Origin of the sequence: Marinobacterium aestuariivivens (genome assembly GCF_042661465.1) — a bacterium.
Lineage (GTDB): Bacteria > Pseudomonadota > Gammaproteobacteria > Pseudomonadales > Balneatricaceae > Marinobacterium_A > Marinobacterium_A aestuariivivens.
Window position 1 is genome coordinate 1,246,948 of the sequence record NZ_JBHSWE010000001.1, and the last position, 24,413, is coordinate 1,271,360.

The following is a 24,413-nucleotide window of genomic DNA, read 5'->3' on the forward strand; positions in this document are numbered from 1 at the left end:
AGGATTTTTTACACTTTCAAACAGGCAGAAGCGCGACGGGCCAGAAGGGTTATACAATAGTCGTACGGTGCCCGTGCGAGCGGCCGGATTTTGTAGGATGGGTGTAGCCGCCACCGGCAGTACCTTTTCGCCTGGTACCGTCGGCCGCGGCGGCGTAACCCATCATATCGATCATATTGCAGATCGATTGGTTTCGGCCGGCACCTGGGGTCGCTGGTGTTGGGTCCACCGCTTCGCGGCTTGACCCAACCTACCCGGTAGGGGCATCGCGAAACCCTTCGGATCGATTGTTTTGCAGATCGATTCATCGCAGGCGGCACGGACCATGGCAATGGCGGTCCGTTTTTAAAACTACGCGGAGTCGGCGAAACTATGCTGTCCGGTTGGTCCATCATTCTGATTTCACTGGCCTATGTGGGGCTGCTGTTTGGCATTGCCTACTATGGCGACGCCACCAGCAAGGGTCGCTCCTACGCCGCCAATCCGGTGATCTATTCGCTGTCGCTGGCCGTGTATTGCTCGTCCTGGACCTTCTACGGCGCCGTCGGCCGTGCCGCCTCTAGCGGCTGGGAGTTCCTCGCCACCTATCTCGGGCCGATACTGGTGTTCGTCTTCGGCTGGCGCCTGATCGAAAAGGTGATCCTGGTCAGCAAGGAGCAGAACATCACCACCATCTCCGACTTCATTTCATCGCGCTACGGCAAGAGCCAGAGCCTGGCGATCCTGGTGACGCTGATTGCGGTGCTCGGCACCATTCCCTACATCGCGCTGCAGCTGAAGGCGGTCGCCATCAGTTACGACGCCCTGGCACCGGCCGCCAGCGACAGCCTCAGCAAGGGGCACGACACCGCGCTCTTCGTGGCACTGCTGATGGCGGTGTTCGCGGTGCTGTTCGGCACCCGCCATATCGACGCCACCGAGCACCACGAGGGCCTGGTACTCGCCGTCGCCTTCGAATCGATCGTCAAGCTGGCCGCCTTTATCTGCGTCGGCCTCTTCGTCACCTTCCAGGTGTTCGAAGGTGTCGACGACATGCTCTTCAACCTGGCGTCCCAGCTCAGTTACAACGAGAACTTCGGCACCCTGTTCAAGGAAAGCTTTCTCACCGAGACGCTGCTGGCCTGCGGCGCGGTACTCTGCCTGCCGCGCCAGTTCCATGTCACCATCGTCGAGAACACCAACGTCCTGAACCTGCGTACCGCGCGCTGGCTGTTCCCGCTGTACCTGGTCGGACTGGCCGCCTTCGTGCTTCCGATCTCGGTTGCCGGCTATCTGGTGTTCGGCGCGGGCCAGGTCGACGCCGATACCTTCGTGCTGATGCTGCCGCTGGCCGGCGACCACAAGACGCTGGCGACCTTCGCTTTCATCGGCGGACTCTCGGCGTCCACCAGCATGGTGATCGTCGCCAGCGTGACCCTCGCGACCATGGTCTGCAACGACATCGTCATGCCGATGCTGCTGCGCCTGCCGCGGCTGCGGCTGGCGCAGAACAAGGACCTCGGCGCCCTGCTGCTGCGGGTGCGGCGCGTCACCATCTTCCTGCTGCTGCTGCTGGCCTATTTCTACTACCGCATCCTCGGCGACCAGGGTTCGCTGGCCTCCTTCGGCCTGCTGGCGTTCGTCGCCGCGATCCAGTTCCTGCCGGCCATCCTCGGTGGCATCTACTGGAAAGGCGGCAGCCGCTACGGCGCCCTGGCAGGCCTCACCGGCGGCTTCTGCCTCTGGGTCTACACCCTGGTGATCCCGACCCTGATCGACGCCAACCTGATCTCCCATTCACTGCTGCCGGAAGACATCATGAGCGGCGGCTCGCTGTCGCCGACCAACCTCTTCGGCCTCGGCGGTGCGGATGGCCTGGAACCGCTCAGCCACGGCGTCTTCTGGAGCCGGCGGTGAATACCTTCCTCTACCTGCTGATGTCGCGCTACAGCAGTTCGCGCCTGGTGGACCGGATCCAGGCCAGCGCCTTCGTCGACGTCTACAGCAAGGAGCTGCTGGACCCGGGCCGCCACTACGGCCAGGTCACGGTCGGCGACCTGCAGCTGCTGACTGAACGCTTCCTCGGCCTCAGCCGTACCCAGCATGCCTTCACCGGCTTTTCGCTGCAGCGCAACGAAAAACCGCCGCTGTCGGGGGACAAGGCGATGCCGGAGATGATCCAGTTCACCGAGCGGCTGCTGGCCGGCGTGATCGGCGCCTCCTCGGCACGCATCGTGCTGGCCTCGATCCTGCGCGGCAAGGAGATGCAGATCGGCGACGTCGTCACCATCGTCGACGAGGCCTCACAGGCACTGCGCTTCAACCGCTCGCTGCTGCAGTCGACCATCGAAAACATCACCCAGGGCATCAGCGTGGTCGACCAGCAACTGCGGCTGGTCGCCTGGAACCGTCGCTATGTCGAGATGTTCCGCTACCCGGAAGGACTGATCTGCGTCGGCCGGCCGGTCGAGGAGATCTTCCGCTACAACGCCGGTCACGCCGAGTACGGCCAGGGTGACATCGAGACCCTGGTCCGGGAGCGGCTCGATACCCTGCAGGACAGCCAGCCGCACCAGTACGAACGGCAACGTCCCGACGGCACCGTGGTCGAGGTGCGGGGCAATCCGATGCCCAACGGCGGCTTCGTCACCACCTATACCGACATCACCAGCCACAAGCAGATCGAGGCGGCGCTGCGCGAGAGCGAGCGCAACCTGAAGGAGACCAACGAAACCCTGGAGCAGAGAGTGCGCGAACGCACCCTGGCGCTGTCCACCGTGAACCGCGAGCTGCGCAAGGAGAACACCGTGCGGGCGCTGATCGAGGACGAACTGCGCCAGGCCAAGGCCGAAGCGGAGGCCGCCAACCTGGGCAAGACCCGCTTTCTGGCCGCCGCCAGCCACGACCTGCTGCAGCCGCTCAATGCCGCCCGGCTGTTCACCTCGGCGCTGGACCAGCAGACCCATGACGAGAGCACCCACCAGCTGGTGCGCAACCTCGACGGCTCACTGAAGGCGGCGGAAGAGCTGATCACCACCATCCTCGATATTTCCAAGCTCGATGCCGGTGCACTGGAACCGAATATCACCGACTTCTCGATCAGCGCCATGCTCACCAACCTCAGCACCGAGTTCAGCCTGCTGGCCGGCGAGAAGGGACTCGGCCTGCGCTGGCGCGACAGCCAGCAGGTGGTGCGCTCCGACCAGGCGCTGCTGCGGCGCATTCTGCAGAACTTCCTCTCCAACGCCATCCGCTACACCCAGCACGGCAAGGTACTGCTCGGCACCCGCAGGCGCGGCGACCGGCTGCGCCTCGAGGTCTGGGATACCGGAGTCGGTATCGCGCCGGACAAGCTCGGCGAGGTGTTCGAGGAGTTCAGGCGCATCGACAACCCCAAGCACAGCCAGGTGAAGGGGCTCGGACTGGGACTGGCCATCACCGAGCGCATCGCCCGCATGCTCGGACACCGCATCGAGGTCCGCTCCTGGCCGGGGCGCGGCACCGTATTCAGCGTCGAGGTGCCGCTCGGCGACCCGGCGAAAGCGGTGAAGCAGAAAGCCGAACAGCGCGGCTGGATCCGCAGCAAGGGGCTCAACGGGGTGAGGGTGCTGGTGATCGACAACGAGCCGAAAATACTCGAAGGCATGCGGGCACTGCTGGGCGGCTGGTCGTGCGAGCCGATCACGGCGCTGTCGGTCGGCGAAGCCCGGCAGCGACTCGATGAGCTGGCGGTCGAGCCGGACATCATACTCGCCGACTACCACCTCAACGAAACCTATACCGGACTGATGGCGCTCGAGGAACTGAGCCCGCTCTGGTCAAGGAGATCCCGGCCGTGATCATCACCGCCGACCGCACCGACAAGGTACGTGACGAGATCGCCGCCGCCGGCGCCCAGCTGCTGACCAAGCCGGTCAAGCCGGCGGCCCTGCGGGCGATGATCAACAAGCTGACGGCGAGCGCGGCGGCGCAAGCTTCGTGACGGGGAAGAGATGCGTTACGGGTTGAGCGTGACGTGAACTGCGAACGGATCGCCGCCGTTAACGGCTTTGGTGCTGTGGTGTTTCGTAGGTTGGGTCTAGGTCCGAAGGACCGTAACCCAACACGCTCTCTGCCAGCCGAAACCAATCGATCTGCAATACGATCGATATTGCGGGTTATGCGATGCCCGTATCCAGCGGAAAACCTTCAAATTAATGGGATGCATCGCTCCACCCACCCTCCGGTTCGTGCGTTCGATCGGGTCACGCGTAACCCGTCACCCGCCACTTCACCCCAACTCGGTTTTCGGCGCCTCGACGCCGAGGCGCTGGGCGGCGATGACGGCCTGGGTGCGGCTGTGCACGCCAAGCTTGCGCAGAATCGCGGTGACATGGGCCTTGATGGTGGCCTCGGAGACATTGAGCTCATAGGCGATCTGCTTGTTCAGCAGCCCTTCGGTCAGCATGTTCAATACGCGGAACTGTTGCGGCGTCAGGGAGACCAGGGCCCGGGCGAACTGCTGATCCTCGGCCGATACGTCGTCCTCGGTATCGGCGATCTCCTGCGGCAGCCACTCCTCGCCCTGGAGCACGGCGGTGATGGCTTCGGCGATCGTTTCCAGCGGTGCGGACTTGGGGATAAAGCCCGAGGCACCGTATTCGATCGCCCGTTTCATCACCTGAACTTCTTCGCTGCCGGACACCACCACCACCGGAATGCCGGGGTTCTGCCCCCGCAGGAACACCAGCCCCGAGAAGCCGTTGGCGCCCGGCATATGGATATCCAGCAGCACCAGATCGGCATCGTCATGCTGTTCGACCGCCTCCTGCACCGCCGCCAGCGTATCGGCCTCGACGGTCTGAACCCCAGGCACTGCCTGGCTCACGGCCTGTTTCAAGGCAGCCCGGAACAGCGGATGGTCATCGGCGATGATGATCTTCTGTGCCAATTGCATATTGCATCTCCCCTCTGCGAGTCCGTTCCCGGACTTTTATTATAGGTATCCCAGGATGCTGTCCGCACTGACGGACAGTATCAACCAACCCCAGCCCCGACTCCTGTCCGGGCACTGCACCGACTTTAAAGACAAAAAGCCCCCGCGACCAGAGGCCGGGAGGCTTTTTTGGATGGGCGTGACGCGTTACGCGTCGCCTGTCACTTCCGGTTCAGGCGGTTCTCGATCAGGTCGTCGACCACGGTCGGGTCCGCCAGGGTCGAGGTATCGCCGAGGGCACCGTAGTCGTCCTCGGCGATTTTGCGCAGAATGCGGCGCATGATCTTGCCGGAACGGGTCTTGGGCATGCCCGGCGCGAACTGGATCAGGTCCGGCGAGGCGATCGGGCCGATCTCACTGCGCACCCAGTTGCGCAGTTCCTTCAGCAGCTCATCGGAGGCGTCGAAGCCCGCCTGCAGGGTGACGTAGACGTAGATGCCCTGTCCCTTCAGGTTGTGCGGATACCCCACCACGGCCGCTTCCGCCACGGCCGGATGCGCCACCATCGCCGATTCGATCTCGGCGGTGCCCATGCGGTGACCGGAGACGTTGAGTACATCGTCGACACGGCCGGTGATCCAGTAGCAGCCGTCCTCGTCACGGCGGGCGCCGTCACCGGTGGTGTAGTAGCCCTTGAAGGTGGAGAAGTAGGTCTGAACGAAACGCTCGTGATCGCCCCAGATCGAGCGACTCTGGCCCGGCCAGGAGTCCTTGATCACCAGGTTGCCGTCGACGGCGCCCTCGAGCTCATTGCCCTCGTTGTCCACCAGCGCCGGCTGCACACCGAAGAACGGGCGGGTGGCGGAGCCCGGCTTGGCATCGGTCGCGCCCGGCAGCGGTGCGATCATGATGCCGCCGGTTTCGGTCTGCCACCAGGTGTCGACGATCGGGCAGCGGCCCTTGCCGACCACGCGATGGTACCACTCCCAGGCCTCCGGGTTGATCGGCTCGCCGACGGAGCCGAGCAGGCGCAGGCTGGAGAGATCGGAATCACCGAGCACGTCCTCGCCCTGCTGCATCAGCGCGCGGATGGCGGTCGGCGCGGTGTAGAACTGGTTGACCCCGTGCTTTTCGATGACGCGGCCGAAACGGCTGTTGTCCGGATAACTCGGCACCCCCTCGAACATCAGGGTGGTGGCGCCGTTCGCCAGCGGACCGTAGACGATGTAACTGTGGCCGGTGACCCAGCCGACGTCGGCGGTGCACCAGTAGATGTCGCCTTCCTTGTAGTCGAAGACATACTCGTGGGTCATCGACGCATAGACCAGGTAGCCACCGGTGGTATGCTTGAGCCCTTTCGGCTTGCCGGTAGAGCCGGAGGTGTAGAGGATGAACAGTGGATCCTCGGCGTTCACCTCCTCGGCCGGGCACTCGACCGAGGCCCTGGCGGTGATGTCGTGATACCAGACATCGCGGTGGTCGTGCCAGGCCAGGTCGTCGCCGGTGCGCTTGACGACCACGACCTTCTCGCAGAACTTGGCCGCCGCCGGATCGGTCAGCGCCTTGTCGACATTCGCTTTCAGCGGCACGACCTTGCCGCCGCGCAGCGAGTAGTCGGAGGTGATGACGAGCACGGATTCGGCGCCCTCGATACGGTTGGCCAGGGCTTCCGGCGAAAAGCCGCCGAAGACGACCGAATGCACGGCCCCGATGCGGGCACAGGCCAGCATCGCCACGGCGGCTTCGGGAATCATCGGCATGTAAAGGGTCACGACATCACCCTTCTCGACGCCCTGGGCCTTGAGCGCATTGGCCAGACGGCAGACGCGCTCGTAGAGATCGCGATAGGTGATACGGGCGCTTTCGCTGGGATCGTCGCCTTCCCAGATGATGGCAACCTGATCGCCGCGGGTTTCCAGGTGCCGGTCGAGGCAGTTGTAGGCGGCGTTCAGGGTGCCGTCCTCGAACCAGCGGATGTCGACGTTGTGCGGATCGAAGGACGTATGCTTGACCCTGGTGTAGGGATTGAACCAGTCCAGACGTTTGCCGTGCTCGCCCCAGAAGGCGTCGGGGTCGTTGACCGATTGCTCATACATCGCCTGATACTTGGCGTTGTCGATGTGCGCCTTGGCGGCGAATTCCGGATCGACCGGATAGACCTTCACTTCACTCATCTCGGGTGCCCTTAGATTGCTTGTTGTAATTCTGCGTTCCGGAAGCCGTTCCATGACCCGCCGGTTTTATTATCCGAAGTTATACAGAACCGACCACATCCATTTGAATTAGACATTCGTCGCCCCGTACTGAGACCTTGGTGCTGTTTGGAAAGAATAGACGGTTACGGGTGACGCGTTACGGGTTACGCGTAACGATCACAACTCGAATCCGCTCTCGCGCATTTTCGCCAGCTTGTACCTGAGGGTCCGCGGGCTGATGCCGAGCTTTTCCGCGGCGTCCTTGCGGCTGCCACCGGCCTGTTTCAGCGCATCGACGATCAGCTGGAACTCGTGCTGGCGCAGATCGCTGCCAAGCTGGCCCGCCGCCTCATCCTCATGCTCCGCGACCGGCTCGGCCGCCGAAACCTGACTGACCGCATACTGACTGATGCTGATCGCGCCCGGCGCCAGATGCAGATCACCGGGCAACAGCTGCGGCCCCGGCTGCAGAATCAGTGCGCGCTGGATCACATTGTCGAGCTCGCGCACATTGCCCGGCCAGCCGTGCTCCGTCAGCTGTTGGCGCGCCTCGCCACTGAGGCTGGCCGGCGGGCGATGCATCTTGACGCAGTGCTTGGCCAGCAGCCGCTCGGCCAGCGGCGCGATATCCGCCGGCCGCTCGCGCAGCGGCAGCCACCGCAACGGGAAGACATTGAGACGGTAATAGAGATCCTCGCGGAACCGCCCCTCGGCGACATGGGTTTCCAGTGTGCGGTTGCTGGTTGCCAGCACCCGCACATCGAGACGAATCAGCTTGCGGCCGCCGATGCGCTCGACCTCCTGCTCCTGCAATACACGCAGCAGCTTGGCCTGGAGCCCCAGATCCATCTCGCTGATCTCGTCCAGCAGCAGAGTGCCGCCATTGGCCTGCTCGAACTTGCCGGGATTGCTGCTGTAGGCACCGGTAAAGGCCCCCTTCTCGTAGCCGAACAGCGTCGCCTCGAGCATGTTTTCCGGGATCGCCGCGCAGTTGATGGCAACGAAGGGCCTGTCGGCCCGCGCCGAATGCTGATGGATATACTGCGCCAGCACCTCCTTGCCGGTGCCGGACTCGCCGGTGATCAGCACCGTCGAATCGGTATCGGCCACCCGGCGCGCCAGCTGCAGCAACTGCCGGCTCGAGTCATCCTCGGCAATCGGCGGCTCGTAACTGGCCGAACGCACGCCGCTGGCGAAGCGGCGGATGGCTTCGATCAGCTGCTCGGGCTCGAAGGGCTTCATCAGGTAATCGACGGCGCCGGCCCGGATCGCCTCGACCGCCTTCTGCACCTGGCCGAAAGCCGTGATCAGCACCACGGGCAGGCAGGGCTGGGTCTGCTGCAACTGCGCCAGCAGCGCATGACCGTCCATCCCCGGCATATTGACGTCGCTGACGACAATATCGACGCTTTTGCGCTTGAGCAGCTCCAGCGCCTGCAGGCCATCGCCCGCCTCGAGATACTCGAAACCGGCCAGCGCCAGGGTATCGGCCAGCGCTTCGCGCAGCTCCTGGTCATCCTCGACGATCAGTACCTTGATTCCCATTGATTCCCTGGTGTCCTTTTATCGATTACGAATCGGTTACGCGTTACGTCAAAAACGGTAACAACAATGCCGCCCGGGTTCCAAGCCCCGGCGCGGATTCGAGCTCGAAACGGCCATGGTGCGCGCGCGCCACCACCTGGGCGACGGCGAGCCCCAGGCCGGTGCCGTGGGACTTGGTGGTATAGAACGGCTGCAACGCCTGCTCCCGCGTCTGTGCATCCATTCCGGGCCCCCGATCCGCGACCTCGAGCCGCAAATGCTCCCCCTCCACCCGCGCCGAGAGCTCGAGCTCCGTACCCGGGCCGCAGGCCTGAAGGGCATTGTCGACCAGGTTCTGCAGCGCGCCGAGCAGGGTTTCGCGGTTGCATTGCAACGTCACGCCAGGCGCCTCGTTGCGACAGTCGCAGTCGGCGTCCTGCTGCGACAGCGGTGCATCGAGCATATCCTCGATGGCGCGAAACAGCTCCTCGGTGACAATGCGGTCGTCGAGTCGGGTTTCGCCACGGGCGAACACCAGCATGTCGCGCACCTGCTGCTCGAGGTTCACCAGCCGCGACCGGACCTTGCCGGCAAAGCAGATGCGCTGCCCGTCGGTCAGCTCCGGCCGCCCCAGGTGCCCGGCATAGAGCAGCGCGGCCGACAGCGGCGTGCGGATCTGATGCGCCAGCGACGCCATCATCCGCCCCATTTCCGACAGCCGCTGGTAGTGCGCCAGCCGGGTCTGCAACAGACGGGTATCGGTCTGGTTGGTCAGCAGCACCAGCTGGCCCGGCTCGTTGTCCATCGCCCGGGTCGCCAGACTGACACGGCGCCCGTCCCGCAGCGACACCTCGTGACCATCGTCGCTGCGCGGCGCGAAGCTGCGCTGGATAACGCCGATCCAGGGCTCGCCCAGCAGCGGTTCCCCCAGCAGATCGGCCGCCGCCGGGTTGCACTGGGCGATACGCCCGTCGCCGCCAATCAGGATCACCCCGGCCGGCAACAGATCCAGCAGCTTGCGCATGCGCTCCACCAGCCGGGCGGCATGCTCGCGTTCGAGGGCATGGGCCTCGCGCTCGCGCTCCAGTTCCGCGCGCGCCCGGGAAAGCTCGGCTTCCAGCTCGGCGATGCGTCTTTGGGCGGCGTTCGGGCTCATTTTCGGCTGATCCCGTACTTGCGCATTTTCTCTACTAGGGTCGTGCGGCGAATCTGCAGCAGGTCGGCGGCACGCGCCACGACACTGTCACAGGCATCCAGCGACTGCTCGATCAGCTCCCGCTCGATACCCTCCAGATGGGCTTTCAGGTCGAGCCCGGCCCCGGGCAATCGGGCCGGATCACCGGCCGGTTCCGGCACCTGCACAGCTGCGCAGGCTTCTGCTGTCCCGGCGATCCGGCGGTATCGCTCGGGATGGGGTTCTTCGACATGCCGGAACTTCGCCGGCAGTTCGGAAACGCCGATGACGCCATCCGGACACATGATCGCCAGACGCTCGAGCAGGTTCGCAAGCTCCCGGACATTGCCGGGCCAGGGATGGCGCTTCAGGGACTCGAGGGCCTCGGGCTGAAAATGCAGCTGACCGAACCCCTGCCTGCGCAGGCGCGCGCAGAGTTCGTCGATCAGATGGGGAATATCGTCGCAGCGCTCGCGCAGCGCCGGCAGTTCGATCGGAAAGACGTTCAGACGGTAGTAGAGGTCCTCGCGAAAATCGCCGGCTTCGATCATCTGCTCGAGGTTCTTGTGGGTCGCGGCGAGAATCCGTACATCGGCCTCGAGGGTCTTGCTGCCGCCGACCCGTTCGAACTGGCGCTCCTGCAGTACGCGCAGCAGCTTCACCTGCATGGGCAGGGGCATATCGCCGATTTCATCGAGAAAGAGCGTGCCGCCCCGGGCCAGCTCGAAACGCCCCGCACGGCTCGAGATCGCACCGGTAAAGGCGCCCTTTTCATGGCCGAACAGCTCGCTTTCCAGCAGATCGGCCGGAATGGCACCGCAGTTGACCGGCACGAAGGGGCCGCCGCTGCGGCCGGAGTGGTCATGCAGGCTGCGCGCCACCACCTCCTTGCCGGTGCCCGACTCGCCGGTGATCAGCACGCTGACATCGCGTTCGCTGACCTGGGCCATCATGCGCCTCACGGATTGCAGGGAGGGGCTGCTGCCGATCAGATCGGGAAAGAGGTGCATCAGGCAGGACTGCTCGGCACCGGACTGCTGCCGATAGGCCTGCGCCAGATGCAGGTGGTCGGCCAGTGTCGCATAGTCCGGCTCGGCCGGCAGCGAGGCAATCAGCATCGCCTGCAGCTCGGCCGGCAGGGAGGTCCGCTCGCTCCAGTCGCACAGCAGGATGACGGGCATCGCCGGATCCTGCGCCCGCAGCTCGGTCAGCAGTTTTTCAAGGGACAGGGGCAGCCGGCATTCGCCAAGAAGAATAACGCTGCAGCCCGGCGGTGCGTCGACCCGCTGCAGCCAGGAGACGAAATCCGTCGCGATCGATCTCAGACCGACAAAGGACAACAGCTGACTCAGGCGCTCGCGTCGCCCCGCATCGTCCTCGATCAGCTGTATCTGCAAACCTGGCCGCATCGTCCTCATCCGTCCCTGGGTACCAGGCTGTCAAATTTATGGCATTGACGGACAGGTTACAACCGTGCTGTAACAAATTTTTGACACCTGTTACGGATTGGTGACGTTATGCTCCGCGGCCGGGATCTGGGACCAGCCATCGGCGATTTCGGTCAGCAGCCCGCGGACTTCCCGCACCTTCACCTCGTCGTTGTCTCGGTTGGCCTCGGCCAGACGACGCACCATGTAGTCATAGAGTCCATCCAGCCTGGATGCGATTTCGCCGCCGGTTTCCAGGTTGAGCGTGCCCTTGAGATTGATGACGATATCGGTCGCCCTGTTGATCTGGGCGGTACGCAGACCGATATCCTTGCGCTCGATGGCACCGGCCGCCTTGGCGAGCGCTTCCTGGGCACCATTGAACAGCATGGCAATCAACTGGTGAGGCGTCGCGGTGGCAACGGTGGCCCGCAGATCGACGCTTTTGTACTGTTTCAGGGCATTGATATTCATAGTGGCTGTTCACTCGATAACGATTACGGGCAATAACCTTTATTGCCATATAGATAATTGGCGGTGGAATTCGCTCCGCTCATTCCACCCTACAGTGGCCTATTTCTGCGCCGTAAACGGCAGTTTCGTAGGGTGGAATGAGCTTGCGAATTCCACCGGGTGGCGTTCCACCGGCGAATCGCATTCCGGGTGGCGTTCCACCGGGGTTCCATATTTACTTCTGCGCCGTAAACGGCAGGCGGTCCAGAATGCCGTCCAGGGAGTCGCCGGTCGAGTTGAGGCTGCTGATGATCCGCTCCATCGCCAGGAACTGGGACATCAGGCGCGTTTCGTATTTTTCCATGCGCCGATCGAGGTCTTCGCGGTCGGTGGCGATATCGTCCAGGCGATCGTTCAGGTTCTCTTCGCGGTTGGCGATCGAACCGGATTTGCCGAGCATGCTCTCGATCATGTTGTTCATCTCGCCGGCAAAGCCCCGGGAGAAGCCGACACTGAACGCGCCCTGGGAGGAAGCCCCGGGCAAGACGGTAAAGTTCAGCCCGTAGGCATCCGACTCGAGGTCGGGCAGCAACACTTCGCCGGCACCGAACCCCGCAACACCATTGATGGTGCCGGCCACATCCTTGCCGGCCGTACCGCTCAGTGAGGTATTGATACCCAGTTGCCCGATATCGGCTCCGGCTGCGCTGAATGACACCTTCGAACTGCTGCCGTATTCGCGCGAGGTAAAGGTGAAGGCATCCGTTGCCGCATCATAGCTGACATCGACCGAGGCGCGGGCGGCGCTCAGCTTTTCGTCGCCGTTGATCAGCGACTGCAGCTCGGAGCGGACCTCCTCGATGCTGGAGTAGGTACCCGTCAGCGTGATGGTATCGGACTCGGTGCCATTGACCCGGACCTTGAAACTGAAATCGCCCAGCGACGTATCCAGTGGCGACGTGAAACTGTCGGTCAGGGCATCGAATTCAGTGGCCGTCAGGACATCGCCCGTGATCAGCCCCTTGGCCGGGTCCTGGGTGATCAGAATCTCGTAGCTGCCGGCGACGACACCGGACGACCGGGTCCCCACACCGACCTCGACGTAGTTGTTGCCGGATTCCGTATTGCGGGCGAAGAGGGTTTCGACCAGGTCGAAATTGTCGTTCAGCGCGGCCTTGAACTCGTCCTCCTCGATCGACAGGCTGCCATCGAGTTCGGTACGGATCCCCAGGTTGGTCAGGGCGTTGTAGCCCGACTCGACACCCGGCACCGTCGACCCCATGAGGCTGCGCAACTGCCGCAGGACCGTCTTGGCGGTACCGTCGGTCGCCAGATCGCCGCGCACGGTATTGTTCTCTTCGTCCTTGCTGTAACCGGTCAGGTTTTGGGCGGCTTCGTAGAGGCTGTTGTAGGCATCGACAAAATCACGGATCGCCTGCTCGGCGATCCCCCTGTCCTCATCGACGCTGAAGGTGATCTTTTCCCCGCCGCTGTCCTTGTTCAGCGTGAAATTGAAACCGCCGATCACATCGTCGATCTCATTGCTTTCGCGCTTCACCGTCAGGCCGTTGACCTTCAGTTCTGCATCGCTGGCCTGCTGCGTTTCGGTGACGCCGGCAAAACTGGAGGCATTGAACTCGAATCCGGCCAGGGACGGATCGCTGCCGCTGATCTGCAGTGCATTGCCGGCGCCGGACGGCGCCGTGAGCATCAGCTGGTACTGATCGTCGACCCTCAGCACCGACGCCTGGATGCCGGAATCGGTGGCATTGATCTTCTCGGCAATCGTCTGCAGCGAGTCCGAGGCCTCGACCGTGATATTCAGTGCAGCCCGGTCGTCATTGAGCACAAAGCTGTCAGGCTCGTTCGAGCCGTTGTAGCTCCACTGGCCGAACTGAATGCTCAGCTCCCCGAGGCACCGATCGCCGCCTTCTGATCGGCGGTGGTACCCATGACCAGCGACTGCGAGCGCGCCACATCGACCACTTCGATCTGATAGGTTCCGGTCTGGGCACCGGCATCGAGCGAATTCGGCGTAATGACGTCGGTTTCCGGAAAGGCCACCGAGCGCGCGTTGAAGGTGTCGTTGTTGGCCAGCGGCGACAGGATGCCCTGAAACTCGGACAGGGCGCTCTTCAACGTACCGTAGGCCGAGATCTGGGCCTCCAGTTTCTCCTGGCGCGAGTCCAGCCGGTTCTGCACCGGAGCCCTTTCCGCCTCGACCAGCTGGGAAACCAGGCTGGTGGTGTCGATGCCCGAGCCGATGCCGAGCGAGGAGATAATATTGGCCATGACCGCCTCGGTTGGAATTGCAAATGGATAACGCCGATCGCCGTCCGATTCTATCAGAGCGCGCGGCGCAGAGGGTCAGACCGTCTCATCGAAGATCAGACCGATCATCCCTTCTATGTATTCGGCCAGTTTCAGGGATTCTTCAGTGGGAATTTGCCGGATAACCTCGTCTGTATGCACATCCATGACCTTCACCACCGTCCGCTCGGTCGAACTGTCCACCGAGAAGCTCAGCGAGCGCTGGCCGCTCTGCATCAGCTCGTTCAGCCTGTCGACGGCAGCCTGCAGTTTTTCGGCGGATACGGCTGCCGAAGCGTTCTCGCCATTCCCTGCCACCGGTGCGGAAGCAGCCGGCTGCACGGCGACACCGGACTGCACCGAAACCTCCTGGGGCGCAGTGCCCTGGGCCATCGGCGGGGCCATATTCGAAGCTTCAATGCTCATATGCTTTTCCCTTAAACCAAAAAGGCTGCCCATCGAAGGGCAGCCTTGGTCAGATCATTGACGAATCAGCGTCCCCTTACTGCAGGAGCGACAGAACCTGCTGCGGCGCGGCGTTGGCCTGGGCCAGCATCGCGGTACCGGCCTGCTGCAGCACCTGGGCGCGGGACAGCGCCGCAGACTCGGCCGCGAAGTCGGCATCCTCGATCCGCGAACGGGCAGATGCCGCGTTTTCGGAAACGTTGGACAGGTTGTTGATGGTGAAGTCCAGGCGGTTGTTGATCGCACCGAGATCACCACGGGTTTCGTTGATGCTATCCAGGGCATTGTCGATTATGCCGATCGCCTTTTGGGCGCCTGCCGCGGTGGAGATATCGATACTGTTTACAGCTGCGCCAAACTTGCCTTCACCTGCTGTATTTGACTCCAGAAATCCGATATCAGCAGCAGTTGCGCTAGCCCCCAGTTCTACAGAGATCGGGCTCCCATTATCGGACTCAAGCTTGATACCTCCATCTACCGTATCGCCATCAGCGACTGCTGCTCCGGCAATGCCTGCTGCCTCGTCTGCGCTACTCTGAAGCACGGCAGTATTGGTAGCGTCCCCAAAAGCCGCATCCAAGTCACCAGCTGAACCATCTCCGAAATTCATTGAAGCGACGTCACCTTCCAGGACCAGCTTGGTACCTAGAACCTGTGCGCTAACTCCGGTTGCATCGGTAGAACCATTGATGTCATCCGCAATATCCTGGAGAGTACCAGTACCGCCACCGGCCCCTATAGTAATGGTTGTACCATTCAAATCGAAATCACCGCCGGTCAGATTTGCCACATCCACGCTAGCAAAATCCAGGGTTGCGGCGGAGAAGGCCGTTGCGGTCACACCCGTTTCAGAGGACACCTCGTTGATATTGGCGATCTTGCCAGCCAAGCTATCGCTATTGTCCGCAGAGATCGCAACACCATTGATTGTCACGTCACCGACACCCCAGGCGTTTGTCGGGGTAGCAATACCAACGCCCTCAATCGTGCCAGCCGTATTGCTTTCCCTGAAGCCCAGCGCGTCCAACTGTTCGAGTGTACCACTGGAACCACGCTCTATGGTGATTTCTTCACCATTATCGGAATTCAGTATTAGCTGCCCACTCGAGTCGGCAATAGTACCAAGACCCGTACCTGCGGCATTGTCTGTAATGGCGATAGCAGATGCGTCGACGGCGGAAATGGAGATTGCACCATCATCGTTTATCGAGGCAGTAATCGATCCATTTCCTTGCTCATTGATTTTATCGACAACTTCACTAAGGGATTCGGTATCGGTGATTTCAAGGGAAGTCGTCGTGCCATCCGTCTTGGTTACATCGATGGTGAGGCTGTTCGCAGTGCCCGAAAAAGTACCATCACCGACATCAGTGGCGGTAGATACTGAAATCATGGAGGCAGTTACACCAGAAACATTGGCATTGATAGCGTCAATGATCTGCTGCGCCCCATCCGCATCAGTTCCATCGATAGGGGAGTCTCCAAGAGCAACAATAGACTGCCCGTTAATCAGAACGTCATTATAGCTCAGATCCTCAGTCCCTGTCAGAGTAGCCAAGGTCGACTCAGCCCCAAGCTGATCCACGCTGGTTGAACCCATACCCAGCGTCTTGGCATCCATTGCCTGAATACCGAACTCAATGGTCTGGTTCGCTTCGGAGCCGACCTGCAGGGCGACCTTGCCAAGGGAACCGTCGAGGATGTTCTGGCCATTGAAGGAGGTGGTTTCGGCGATACGATCCAGTTCCTTGACCAGCTGCTGCACTTCCGCGTTCAGGGTCGCGCGGTTGCCGGAGTCGTAGGTACCGTTGGCGGACTGGATGGACAGCTCGCGCATACGCTGCAGGATGTTGGTGGATTCGTCCAGCGCACCTTCTGCGGTCTGGATCAGGGAGATGCCGTCGTTCGCGTTACGCACCGCCTGGTTCAGACCCTGAACCTGGGAGGTCAGGCGGTTGGAGATACCCAGGCCTGCCGCATCGTCGCCGGCGGAGTTGATCCGCTTGCCGCTGGTCAGGCGTTCCATGGCCTGGTTTTGATCGTTCTGCGAGATCGTCAAGTTGCGCTGAGCGTTCAGCGACATGATGTTGGAGTTGATGACCATTGCCATGAGTGATTCTCCTCAGCATTACTACAGCCAGATCTGACCGGCCGGTTTGGTATTCGCAGGCCGGATCGCGACGACCCTGGCATCTGTTGTCCGTTGTTTATCGGCGACACTTTCAGCAGCTTTAGAACTTTCTTGACGGCCGCACTGTATCATTCCGTTAACAGCAGTTAACGGCCGCCCGCAGCCAAACATAAGGACTTTTTTCACGGAAAATTTTGGCTCGAATTGCCAGCAGACAGGGGACGGGGCAGACTGGAGCAAACGTCTATGGCGAGGACAGATGATGAACCAGGCCAACGATATCGCAACCCGGCTCGAGCAGCTGACAACGGAACTGCTCGAGCTGGCCCGGGGCGACAACTGGGAGCCGGTCGAGGCGTTGCAACAACAGCGCTTCGACCTGATTGAACAGCTCGATACGGCACTGGCCAGGGGCAATCCGACCGACGCCAGCCCCGAACTGCGCCGAGCGCTTGAAAAGGTAAGAAAGCTGGAGCTGGAAGCTCAGGCACTGTTCGAAGCCCGCAAGAAAGAGCTCGGCGATGAGTTCCAGAAGCTCAAGCAGGGGCAGCGCGCGAAGAAGGCGTACGGGGGCTTCTGAACAAAATCACGACTTGCCCTCGAACACCCTGTAGGTTGGAATGATGCCCCGAAGGGGCGATTTCCGACATGCGCGATTGGCACGATGGTTGGCGGAACCCGGAATTCGATTCACCGGTGGTATTCGCAAGCTCATTCCACCCTACGACATTCAGGATTCCCGCCATCCCTCGCGGTCATCCCACCCTACCGCACCTTATTCGTAATCGAGCTTACCCGCGCGGGTATCATCCGCCCAATCAGGCGGGTACACGCCCAGCTCGACATAGCGATGGAAAGTTGAAAAGGGCCAGTCGGCCACCCTCTCGACCAGACCGTGCTTGAGCGGGTTGATGTGGATGTAATCCAGGTGGGCTTCAAAGTCTCTTTCATCGCGGATCAGGTGCTCCCAGTAGCGGCGCTGCCAGATGGCCCGCTCCCTGCGACGGATTTGGCTGCTGGAGCGTGTCTCCAGAGCAGGCAAGTGGCGGCTGAAACTGCTCTTGATTAGAAACCAGCGCACGGCGAAATCCGAATCGCCTGCGGGAAGCTCGATCAGACAGTGCAGATGATCCGGCAGCACGACCCAGCCATGGATACGAAATGGATGACGTTTGAGGACCTGACGAACAGCCTTGCGCAGCAGGTCTATTTCGCGAACCAGCAGGTCGTTGCCGTCGCGATTTGCCAGGGTAACGGTAAAGAAATAGCAGCCGCCGGGCTGCCACAGGCGATGATAGTGGGGCATCCTTGCCTCCCAACCCTCGATGGCTTCACCAATTAGCATAGCTTCTGATTTGCCCGGGACAGCGAAGTAACCTGAAGCCGCCGGTGGATCGCCACCCGGAATGCGATTCACCGGTGGAACGCCACCCGGTGGAACGCCACCCGGTGGAATTCACAGGCTCATTCCACCCTACAAGTGCCGTGCCTTGTATATGTAGGGTGGAATAAGGGCCGAAGGTCCGCATTCCACCGGTGGTATCGGACTCCGGCGGGGCCAATCAAAACCAGCCACGGAGTATTCGGAAACCACCGGTGGATCGCCACCCGGAATGCGATTCACCGGTGGAACGCCACCCGGTGGAACGCCACCCGGAGTGCGACTCACCGGTGGAATTCGCAGGCTCATTCCACCCTACAAGTGCCGTGCCTTGTATATGTAGGGTGGAATAAGGGCCGAAGGTCCGCATTCCACCGGTGGTATCGGACTCCGGCGGGGCCAATCAAAACCAGCCACGGAGTATTCGGAAACCACCGGTGGATCGCCACCCGGAATGCGATTCACCGGTGGAACGCCACCCGGTGGAACGCCACCCGGAGTGCGACTCACCGGTGGAATTCGCAGGCTCATTCCACCCTACAAGTGCCGTGTCTTGTACGCGTAGGGTGGAATAAGGGCCGAAGGCCCGCATTCCACAGGCGATACCGGACACCGGCGGGTTTATCAAAGCGCCACAGGATATCGAAGGGATCAATCAAAATGGACCCCGGGGTATCCCGAAGTCGACCGTAACGCTCCATCACTGGATGTAATTGAACAGGCTCAGGTTGCGGATCTGGTTGAAGCTGGAATAGGCGGCTTCGAGCACCGTCTGCTGCAGCGTGAAGCGACTGATCGCCTCGGCATAGTCCAGGTCCTCGAACGACGACAGCGCTTCGGTAGTGAAGAGCTTGACGTCCTCGTTCACCAGTTCCTGCTGCTCCAGCGCATTGGTTCTGCCGCCGATCGAGGTACGGGCACGAATGTTCGCCTCCTCGGCCTGACCCAGCGCATCCAGGGTATCGGCAATCGATGCGCTGAAGTCGGCCTGCCCCATTTCGGAATCCTTCAGCACACGGCTCAGGGTCAGGGCCGCATTGAGCACATTGGTCGTGCGCGGCCGCGCCTGGATTTCGGCCTCAACGGGCGGATCACCCAGGACCGGCACATTGCCGACTTCCAGGTCCATTCCATTGAATGAGACCGTGCTACCGACGCCAACCGGGCCTGCAAACGCCTCCGAGCCATCGGCCGAAGTAACGGTCAGGGTGCTCCCCATGGCATCGGTTGCAATGCTGATATTGAAGGGCAGCTTACCGGCCGCATCCGCCTGCTCGAACGCTTCCATATCGCTTACCGCCAGTGCAGCAACCGCATCGTTGAGATCGTTGACCATGCGCGGTTCGACTCCGGCGCTGAGCCGCTCGAACAGGTCCAGCCCCGAGTCCGTCGATGCGATCTGGTTGCTCGGCCCAACCTGAATAAAGCGTTGCCCGCTATCGCCCTGGTAGACATACTGCTCGGAAGCCGCGTCATAGGCATAGGCCTGGGTTTCACCCTTGAAGCCCGAGAACAGATATTCGCCCTGGGCGTCTTTTGTATTCATCAGCCCGTACATCTGGTTGATGATCTGATCGACCTCGCTGGCCAGGGATTCCCGGTCCGCCTGCGACAGGATGCCGTTGCCGGCCTGAACGCTGAGTTCCCTGAGCCGCACCGTCTGGTTGAACATCTGGTCCAGGGTGATCTCTTCCAGCTCCAGACGCCGTTTGGATGCATCGATATTCGACTGGAACTGTTCGGTGCGCGCGATCTCCTTCTTCAGTTTGATGATCTGGGCCGAGGCCAGCGGATCGTCCGAAGGCTGCAGAATGTTCTTGCCGGTGGCGATCTGCTGCTGGGTCTTGAACAGCTCGCCGTTGGCGCGGCTCAGCGCATCGACGTTATTGAGAAAGACCTGACTGGTGGAGATACGCATGATAAGGACTCCTTACACCGCCGCCAGCAGCGCATCGAAGATGGTCTGGGAGGCTCGAATCAGCTGCGACGATGCCTGGTAAGCCTGCTGGAACTGGATCAGTTTGGCGGCTTCCTCGTCGAGGTTGACGCCGGAAATGCTGGAGCGGGATTCTATATTGGCATCCAGCACCGATTTGCTGGCCTGGGCATTGATCTGGGCCACCTGGGTCTGGGTGCCGACCCGCTCGATCAACTGGCCGTACTGATCCTGATAGGAGGCGCCATCGACCACTTTCGCAAACTGCAGATCGGACATCGCCAGGGCATTGCGGTTATCCGAAACACCACCTTCATTGAAACTCAGGGTAAACCCATCGCCGGCATCCGGGCGGTTGTCGATGGTAAAACTGTAACCGAAATTTTCGATTTCAACGGAATCGCCGGCCGTAAACGGGTTCAGCGCGCCCGGCGAGACGACCGCATTTCCATCGAGGCCGATCTCAAATACGTTTTGAGGGTCGGTTACGTTGTAGAGCCGGAAACCCAAATTACCGGCACCGTCATCGCTGAACTCGATCCGGATCTCCGGAATCGGCTGACCGGACATTGTAAAATCCTTTAGCGTATCGCCATTAACGACCTCGACGCTGGCAACGCCGGAGCCCTGATTGCCGGAATCGGCTTCGATCTTGAGCGGCGAGGCCAGCGCCAGCTCACGCGGCTCCTTCAGTGCCAGAGCGATATCGGAGGCGGCGGTTCGCGCCGGCCGGATCAGCACCTGATCCCCCTGCACGAAGTTGCCGCCAGTGCCGGTCTGCAGCGTCAACTCGAAACCGTCGACCTGGAGTGTCATCTGACGCTTTCCATCCACCGTCGAGAACTGCGCCTCGACATCGGACGGGGTGAACTGGCGTCCGTCACTCTCCCGGATCAGCGTGAAACTGTCGGTTCCGGAAAAGACCAGCCGGTACTCGCTGGCTTCCAGCTCGGCGGCATTCTCGATATCGATACGTGCGCTGCTGAGCGGCGAGGCATTGCCCGCGTTGGGCAGCACCTGCCCGACGTTCCTTGTCAGGTCGTTGAACAGGTTCCCGCCCAGCTCGCCATCGAGATCCATGCCTTTGCCATGCTGTTCGTTCATGGTCGCGGCAAAACCGAGCGCCACTATGCCGATTTCATCGCGGGCGCGGTCCAGCACGGTCGAGCGGTATTCGAGCAGCCCGCCGATCTGGCCGCCCGATATCTGACTGCCGACCTCGTTGAGGTTGCGGCCCACCTGAAGCGAGACATTCAGCTTGCCGGCATCGGCCGGATCCAGCGTCATCACCAGCGGGTTGGCGTCACGGCCGACGATCAGCGGCTGGCCGTTGCCGATAAAGACGTCGATTTCGCCGGTATCGGGTGTTTCGACTGTCGTGAAGTTGACGAAGCCCGACAGCTGCTCCAACGCCCGGTCGCGCTGATCGAGCAGTTCGTTGATCTGGGCGCCCGATGCCGATGCGATTCGCAGTTTGTCGTTCAGGGTCGCGATATTGGATGTGATCGCATTGACCTGCTGCACCGAGCTTTCGAGCCGCCCGTTGAGGCTGTCGTTCTGACGTTCGAGGCTGGCGTCCAGATCATTGAAGCGGCGGACAAGGGCATCGGCCTCGGCCAGGAAAAGCTCGCGGTTCGGCAGGCTGACAGGGTCATCGACCACGGTCTGCAGGGCACCGAAGTATTCGTCCATCGCGACGGAGATACTGGTGACATCCGACGCCAGTAGATTGTCCAGCTCATTGGCGTATCCCTCGAACGCCAGGGCATTGTTGTAGCTCGAGGTATCGGACCAGATCTGCCGGGTCAGGAACTGATCGGCGATCCGCGAAACGTCCAGAATCTGCACACCACCGAGCTGCTCGCGCGAGCCGAACTCGGCACGCTGGCGGCTGTAGCCTTCGGTATTGACGTTGGCAATGTTCTGGCCGACGACATTCAGCGCCGTGCTGTTCGACTGCAGCGCCTGAATGCCGATGTTCATCAGATTGAAACTGGACATTTGAATCTTTCTCCCCGCCGGCGGCGGTCACTGGGCGCCGGTCTCACTGTTGACGGCCGATTCCCGCGAAACTTGAGCATTGTTTGTACATTGGTGGCCGAAATTCACCTGGATGGTGGAATTCGGTTCCCTCACCGGCATTTGCTCCCGGCTCCGCTGCCTGCTGATATCGCCGGTGGAATTCGCGCCTTCGGCGCTTATTCCACCCTACGCACTACGGAACCCTGTAGGGTGCCGGTAAGCGAAGCGCACCGCACCGGCGGATTAACGGTGCGGTTCGTTGCACTCACCGGCACCCTACATAATGATCGCGACGTAGGGCATGAGGGAGCCGAATTCCACCGGTGAATCGCATTCCGGGTGGCGTTCCACCCTCCATTGCGATTATTCACCGTTATCCCCAAAACTTCCCGCCAGCTGATCGCCCTGGAAAATCTGCTCGATCTTCTTCGCATAGGCCGGGTCGGTGGCGTAGCCGGCGGCCTGCAGCTCGCGCAGGTAGGCCTGGGGGTCGGCGGCCTGTTCCAGCGCCTGCTGGTAGCGCGGGTTCTGCTGCACGAAGCGGACGTAGTCCTCGAAGCTGTCGGCGTAGGAGCCGTAGGCCCTGAAGGCAGACGGCTCGCGCACCGCCACGCCATTGCGGTATTCCAGCGTGGTCACGCCGACCCTTTCGCCCTGCCAGCGGCTGTCCGCCTTGATGTTGAACAGGTTGCGGCTGCTGTTGCCGCCGCCGTCCTGCACGATATGACGGCCCCAGCCGGTTTCGAGCGCAGCCTGCGCCAGCAGCACCTTCGGATCGACGCCGATTTCAGGCGCCAGCCGCTCGGCATGGGGCAGCAGCGTCTCGACGAAATGCGCCGGCGACTCGAATGCCGAGGGTTCATGGGCCTTCGCAGCCTTTGCAGCGCGGTCGGGTGCGCTGACGTGCGGCGGCGCTTCCGTCTTCTCTTTGCCCGCAGCGGCTATCGCCGGCTGGCCCAGCTTTGCCTGTGCAGCAAGGCTGGCGCCGTTGTCGAACGCCCGGCGCAGCATGCGGTCGGATTCGCTCAGGGGCTTCAGTTCCCGTTGCTCGCTGTTCTCGTCGCCGATATTCAGCTGCTGGCCGAGCTGCCGCACCAGCACCTCGGCCAGCCCCATACCCTTGCCCTGGGCCATCTCCATCGTCAGTTGTTGATCCAGCATGCCCTGGTAGAACTGCACATCGCCGCTGCTGAACGGGCTGTCTTCGCTGAAGGCGGCATTGGCCTCGCGCATGCTCTTGAGCATCATGCTCATGAACATCTGCTCGAACTGCTTCGCGACCTGGGCCAGCGCCTCGGGGCTGTCCTCCCGGGAAGTACGCTTGATCTCGCTCAGCTGATTGAGGTCGGTGTAGAGTTGCGCCTTCTGGCCCATGCCATTGCTGCGTTCCATCAGATCACCACCAGTTCGGCACGCAGGGCGCCGGCCTGCTTCAGGGCTTCGAGAATCGCCATCAGGTCGCCCGGCGCGGCTCCGACCTGGTTGACCGCCTCGACGATATCCTGCAGCGTCGCGCCCGGCGCGAACTCGAACATGTGGCCCGAGCCTTCGTCGACCTCGATGCCAGTGCGGGGCGTCACGACGGTCTGCCCCTCGCTCAGCGGACCCGGCTGACTGACGTCGAAGGACTCGGTGATCGATACGGTCATGCCGCCATGGGTGATCGCCACCGGCGAGATGCGCACATTCTGGCCGATGACGATGGTGCCGGTACGGGAGTTGATGATAACCCGGGCGACCTCCTCGGCCGGCTCGACCTCGAGATTCTCCAGCACCGACAGATAGGACACCCGCTGGGAAGGATCCCGGGGCGCCCGCACCCGGATCGTGGCGGCATCCATCGCCGACGCCATCTCGGGCCCCAGCAGGCCGTTGATCTGTTCGGCGACACGGCGAGCGGTGGTGAAGTCGGCGTGGTGAAGGTTCAGCATCAGGCTATCGCCCTGGGCAAAGCCGTTCGGTACCGAGCGCTCGACGGTGGCGCCGTTCGGGATGCGGCCGACACTCGGCACGTTGACCGACAAACGGGAACCGTCGCGGCCCTCGGCGCCAAAGCCGGACACCACCAGATTACCCTGTGCCAGCGCATAGACCTGACCGTCGGCGCCCTTGAGCGGCGACATCAACAGGCTGCCGCCACGCAGACTCTTGGCATCGCCGATCGCGGAGACGGTGATATCGATGGTCTGTCCGGGCTTGGCGAAGGCCGGCAGCTCGGCGTGGATCGCCACCGCGGCAATATTCTTCGACGAGGGGTTCTGATCGGCCGGAATCGCCACACCGAAATTGTTCAGCATGTTGCGAAAGGTCTGGGAGGTGAAGCTGGTCTTGTCGCCGGTGCCGTCGAGGCCCACGACCAGGCCGTAACCGACCAGCTGGTTCGGGCGCACACCCGCCACCGAGGCGATATCCTTGAGGCGGTCGGCCTGAGCCACGGAGGCGACCCAGCTCAGACACAGGATCATTAATACGTAGGATGGGTGAGCGACGCTTTTGTACCT

19 protein-coding genes are annotated in these 24,413 nt (G+C 61.9%); 4 read left to right on the forward strand and 15 right to left on the reverse strand.

Features of this window, described 5'->3' with window-relative positions:
• Window positions 1-372: 372 nt before the first annotated feature.
• The 3 genes from ACFQDL_RS32855 to ACFQDL_RS32865 are packed head-to-tail and all read left to right on the forward strand — an operon-like array spanning window position 373 to window position 3,961.
• The gene (locus ACFQDL_RS32855) at window positions 373-1,896 is read left to right on the forward strand and encodes an SLC5/6 family protein (protein WP_417568586.1); all 1,524 of its coding nucleotides are present in this window, start codon (window positions 373-375) and stop codon (window positions 1,894-1,896) included.
• On the forward strand, window positions 1,893-3,818 hold the full coding sequence (locus ACFQDL_RS32860; protein WP_417568587.1) for a hybrid sensor histidine kinase/response regulator: 1,926 nt from the start codon (window positions 1,893-1,895) through the stop codon (window positions 3,816-3,818). Before ACFQDL_RS32855 ends, ACFQDL_RS32860 begins: the two co-directional genes overlap by 4 nt.
• On the forward strand, window positions 3,815-3,961 hold the full coding sequence (locus ACFQDL_RS32865; RefSeq protein ID WP_417568588.1) for a hypothetical protein: 147 nt from the start codon (window positions 3,815-3,817) through the stop codon (window positions 3,959-3,961). Before ACFQDL_RS32860 ends, ACFQDL_RS32865 begins: the two co-directional genes overlap by 4 nt.
• A gap of 288 nt (window positions 3,962-4,249) precedes the next feature.
• Here ACFQDL_RS32865 and ACFQDL_RS06575 read toward each other — a convergent pair whose 3' ends face one another.
• The 10 genes from ACFQDL_RS06575 to ACFQDL_RS06620 form a co-directional block, all read right to left on the reverse strand.
• Window positions 4,250-4,915, reverse strand: a complete 666-nt coding sequence (locus ACFQDL_RS06575) for a response regulator transcription factor (RefSeq protein ID WP_379908315.1) — start codon at window positions 4,913-4,915, stop codon at window positions 4,250-4,252.
• A gap of 200 nt (window positions 4,916-5,115) precedes the next feature.
• Entirely contained in the window at window positions 5,116-7,068 is a 1,953-nt protein-coding gene (gene acs, locus ACFQDL_RS06580) for an acetate--CoA ligase (RefSeq protein WP_379908316.1), read from the reverse strand.
• A 198-nt stretch (window positions 7,069-7,266) separates the two neighbouring features.
• On the reverse strand, window positions 7,267-8,634 hold the full coding sequence (locus tag ACFQDL_RS06585; protein WP_379908317.1) for a sigma-54-dependent transcriptional regulator: 1,368 nt from the start codon (window positions 8,632-8,634) through the stop codon (window positions 7,267-7,269).
• A 43-nt stretch (window positions 8,635-8,677) separates the two neighbouring features.
• Window positions 8,678-9,769 carry a sensor histidine kinase gene (locus ACFQDL_RS06590; protein WP_379908318.1) on the reverse strand — a complete coding sequence of 364 codons (1,092 nt, stop codon included), beginning with the start codon at window positions 9,767-9,769 and terminating at the stop codon, window positions 8,678-8,680.
• Entirely contained in the window at window positions 9,766-11,196 is a 1,431-nt protein-coding gene (locus tag ACFQDL_RS06595) for a sigma-54 dependent transcriptional regulator (RefSeq protein WP_379908319.1), read from the reverse strand. Before ACFQDL_RS06595 ends, ACFQDL_RS06590 begins: the two co-directional genes overlap by 4 nt.
• A 90-nt stretch (window positions 11,197-11,286) precedes the next feature.
• On the reverse strand, window positions 11,287-11,688 hold the full coding sequence (fliS, locus tag ACFQDL_RS06600) for a flagellar export chaperone FliS (protein WP_379908320.1): 402 nt from the start codon (window positions 11,686-11,688) through the stop codon (window positions 11,287-11,289).
• A 214-nt stretch (window positions 11,689-11,902) separates the two neighbouring features.
• Window positions 11,903-13,516, reverse strand: coding sequence for a flagellar filament capping protein FliD (gene fliD, locus ACFQDL_RS06605; protein WP_379908321.1), 1,614 nt, complete (start codon window positions 13,514-13,516; stop codon window positions 11,903-11,905).
• 53 nt (window positions 13,517-13,569) lie between these two features.
• Window positions 13,570-13,959, reverse strand: coding sequence for a flagellar cap protein FliD N-terminal domain-containing protein (locus tag ACFQDL_RS06610; RefSeq protein ID WP_379908322.1), 390 nt, complete (start codon window positions 13,957-13,959; stop codon window positions 13,570-13,572).
• Between the two features lie 75 nt (window positions 13,960-14,034).
• Window positions 14,035-14,436: a flagellar protein FlaG gene (locus ACFQDL_RS06615; protein ID WP_379908323.1), complete on the reverse strand. Its 402-nt coding sequence runs from the start codon at window positions 14,434-14,436 to the stop codon at window positions 14,035-14,037.
• A gap of 43 nt (window positions 14,437-14,479) precedes the next feature.
• On the reverse strand, window positions 14,480-16,552 hold the full coding sequence (locus ACFQDL_RS06620) for a flagellin N-terminal helical domain-containing protein (protein ID WP_379908324.1): 2,073 nt from the start codon (window positions 16,550-16,552) through the stop codon (window positions 14,480-14,482).
• A 280-nt stretch (window positions 16,553-16,832) separates the two neighbouring features.
• On the opposite strand from ACFQDL_RS06620, the gene ACFQDL_RS06625 reads away from it, so the two are divergent.
• A complete protein-coding gene (locus ACFQDL_RS06625) occupies window positions 16,833-17,153 on the forward strand; it encodes a flagellar protein FliT (RefSeq protein WP_379908325.1) in 321 nt (106 codons plus the stop codon).
• 195 nt (window positions 17,154-17,348) lie between these two features.
• Here the strand turns inward: ACFQDL_RS06625 and ACFQDL_RS06630 are convergent, their stop codons facing one another.
• The 5 genes from ACFQDL_RS06630 to ACFQDL_RS06650 form a co-directional block, all read right to left on the reverse strand.
• Window positions 17,349-17,879 (reverse strand): REP-associated tyrosine transposase, encoded by a 531-nt coding sequence (locus ACFQDL_RS06630; protein WP_417568589.1) that lies wholly within the window; start codon window positions 17,877-17,879, stop codon window positions 17,349-17,351.
• Between the two features lie 775 nt (window positions 17,880-18,654).
• A complete protein-coding gene (flgL, locus tag ACFQDL_RS06635) occupies window positions 18,655-19,872 on the reverse strand; it encodes a flagellar hook-associated protein FlgL (RefSeq protein WP_379908327.1) in 1,218 nt (405 codons plus the stop codon).
• A 12-nt stretch (window positions 19,873-19,884) separates the two neighbouring features.
• Window positions 19,885-21,891, reverse strand: a complete 2,007-nt coding sequence (flgK, locus tag ACFQDL_RS06640; protein ID WP_379908328.1) for a flagellar hook-associated protein FlgK — start codon at window positions 21,889-21,891, stop codon at window positions 19,885-19,887.
• A gap of 384 nt (window positions 21,892-22,275) precedes the next feature.
• A complete protein-coding gene (gene flgJ, locus ACFQDL_RS06645) occupies window positions 22,276-23,304 on the reverse strand; it encodes a flagellar assembly peptidoglycan hydrolase FlgJ (protein ID WP_379908329.1) in 1,029 nt (342 codons plus the stop codon).
• Window positions 23,304-24,377 (reverse strand): flagellar basal body P-ring protein FlgI, encoded by a 1,074-nt coding sequence (locus tag ACFQDL_RS06650; RefSeq protein WP_379908330.1) that lies wholly within the window; start codon window positions 24,375-24,377, stop codon window positions 23,304-23,306. Before ACFQDL_RS06650 ends, flgJ begins: the two co-directional genes overlap by 1 nt.
• Window positions 24,378-24,413: the final 36 nt, after the last annotated feature.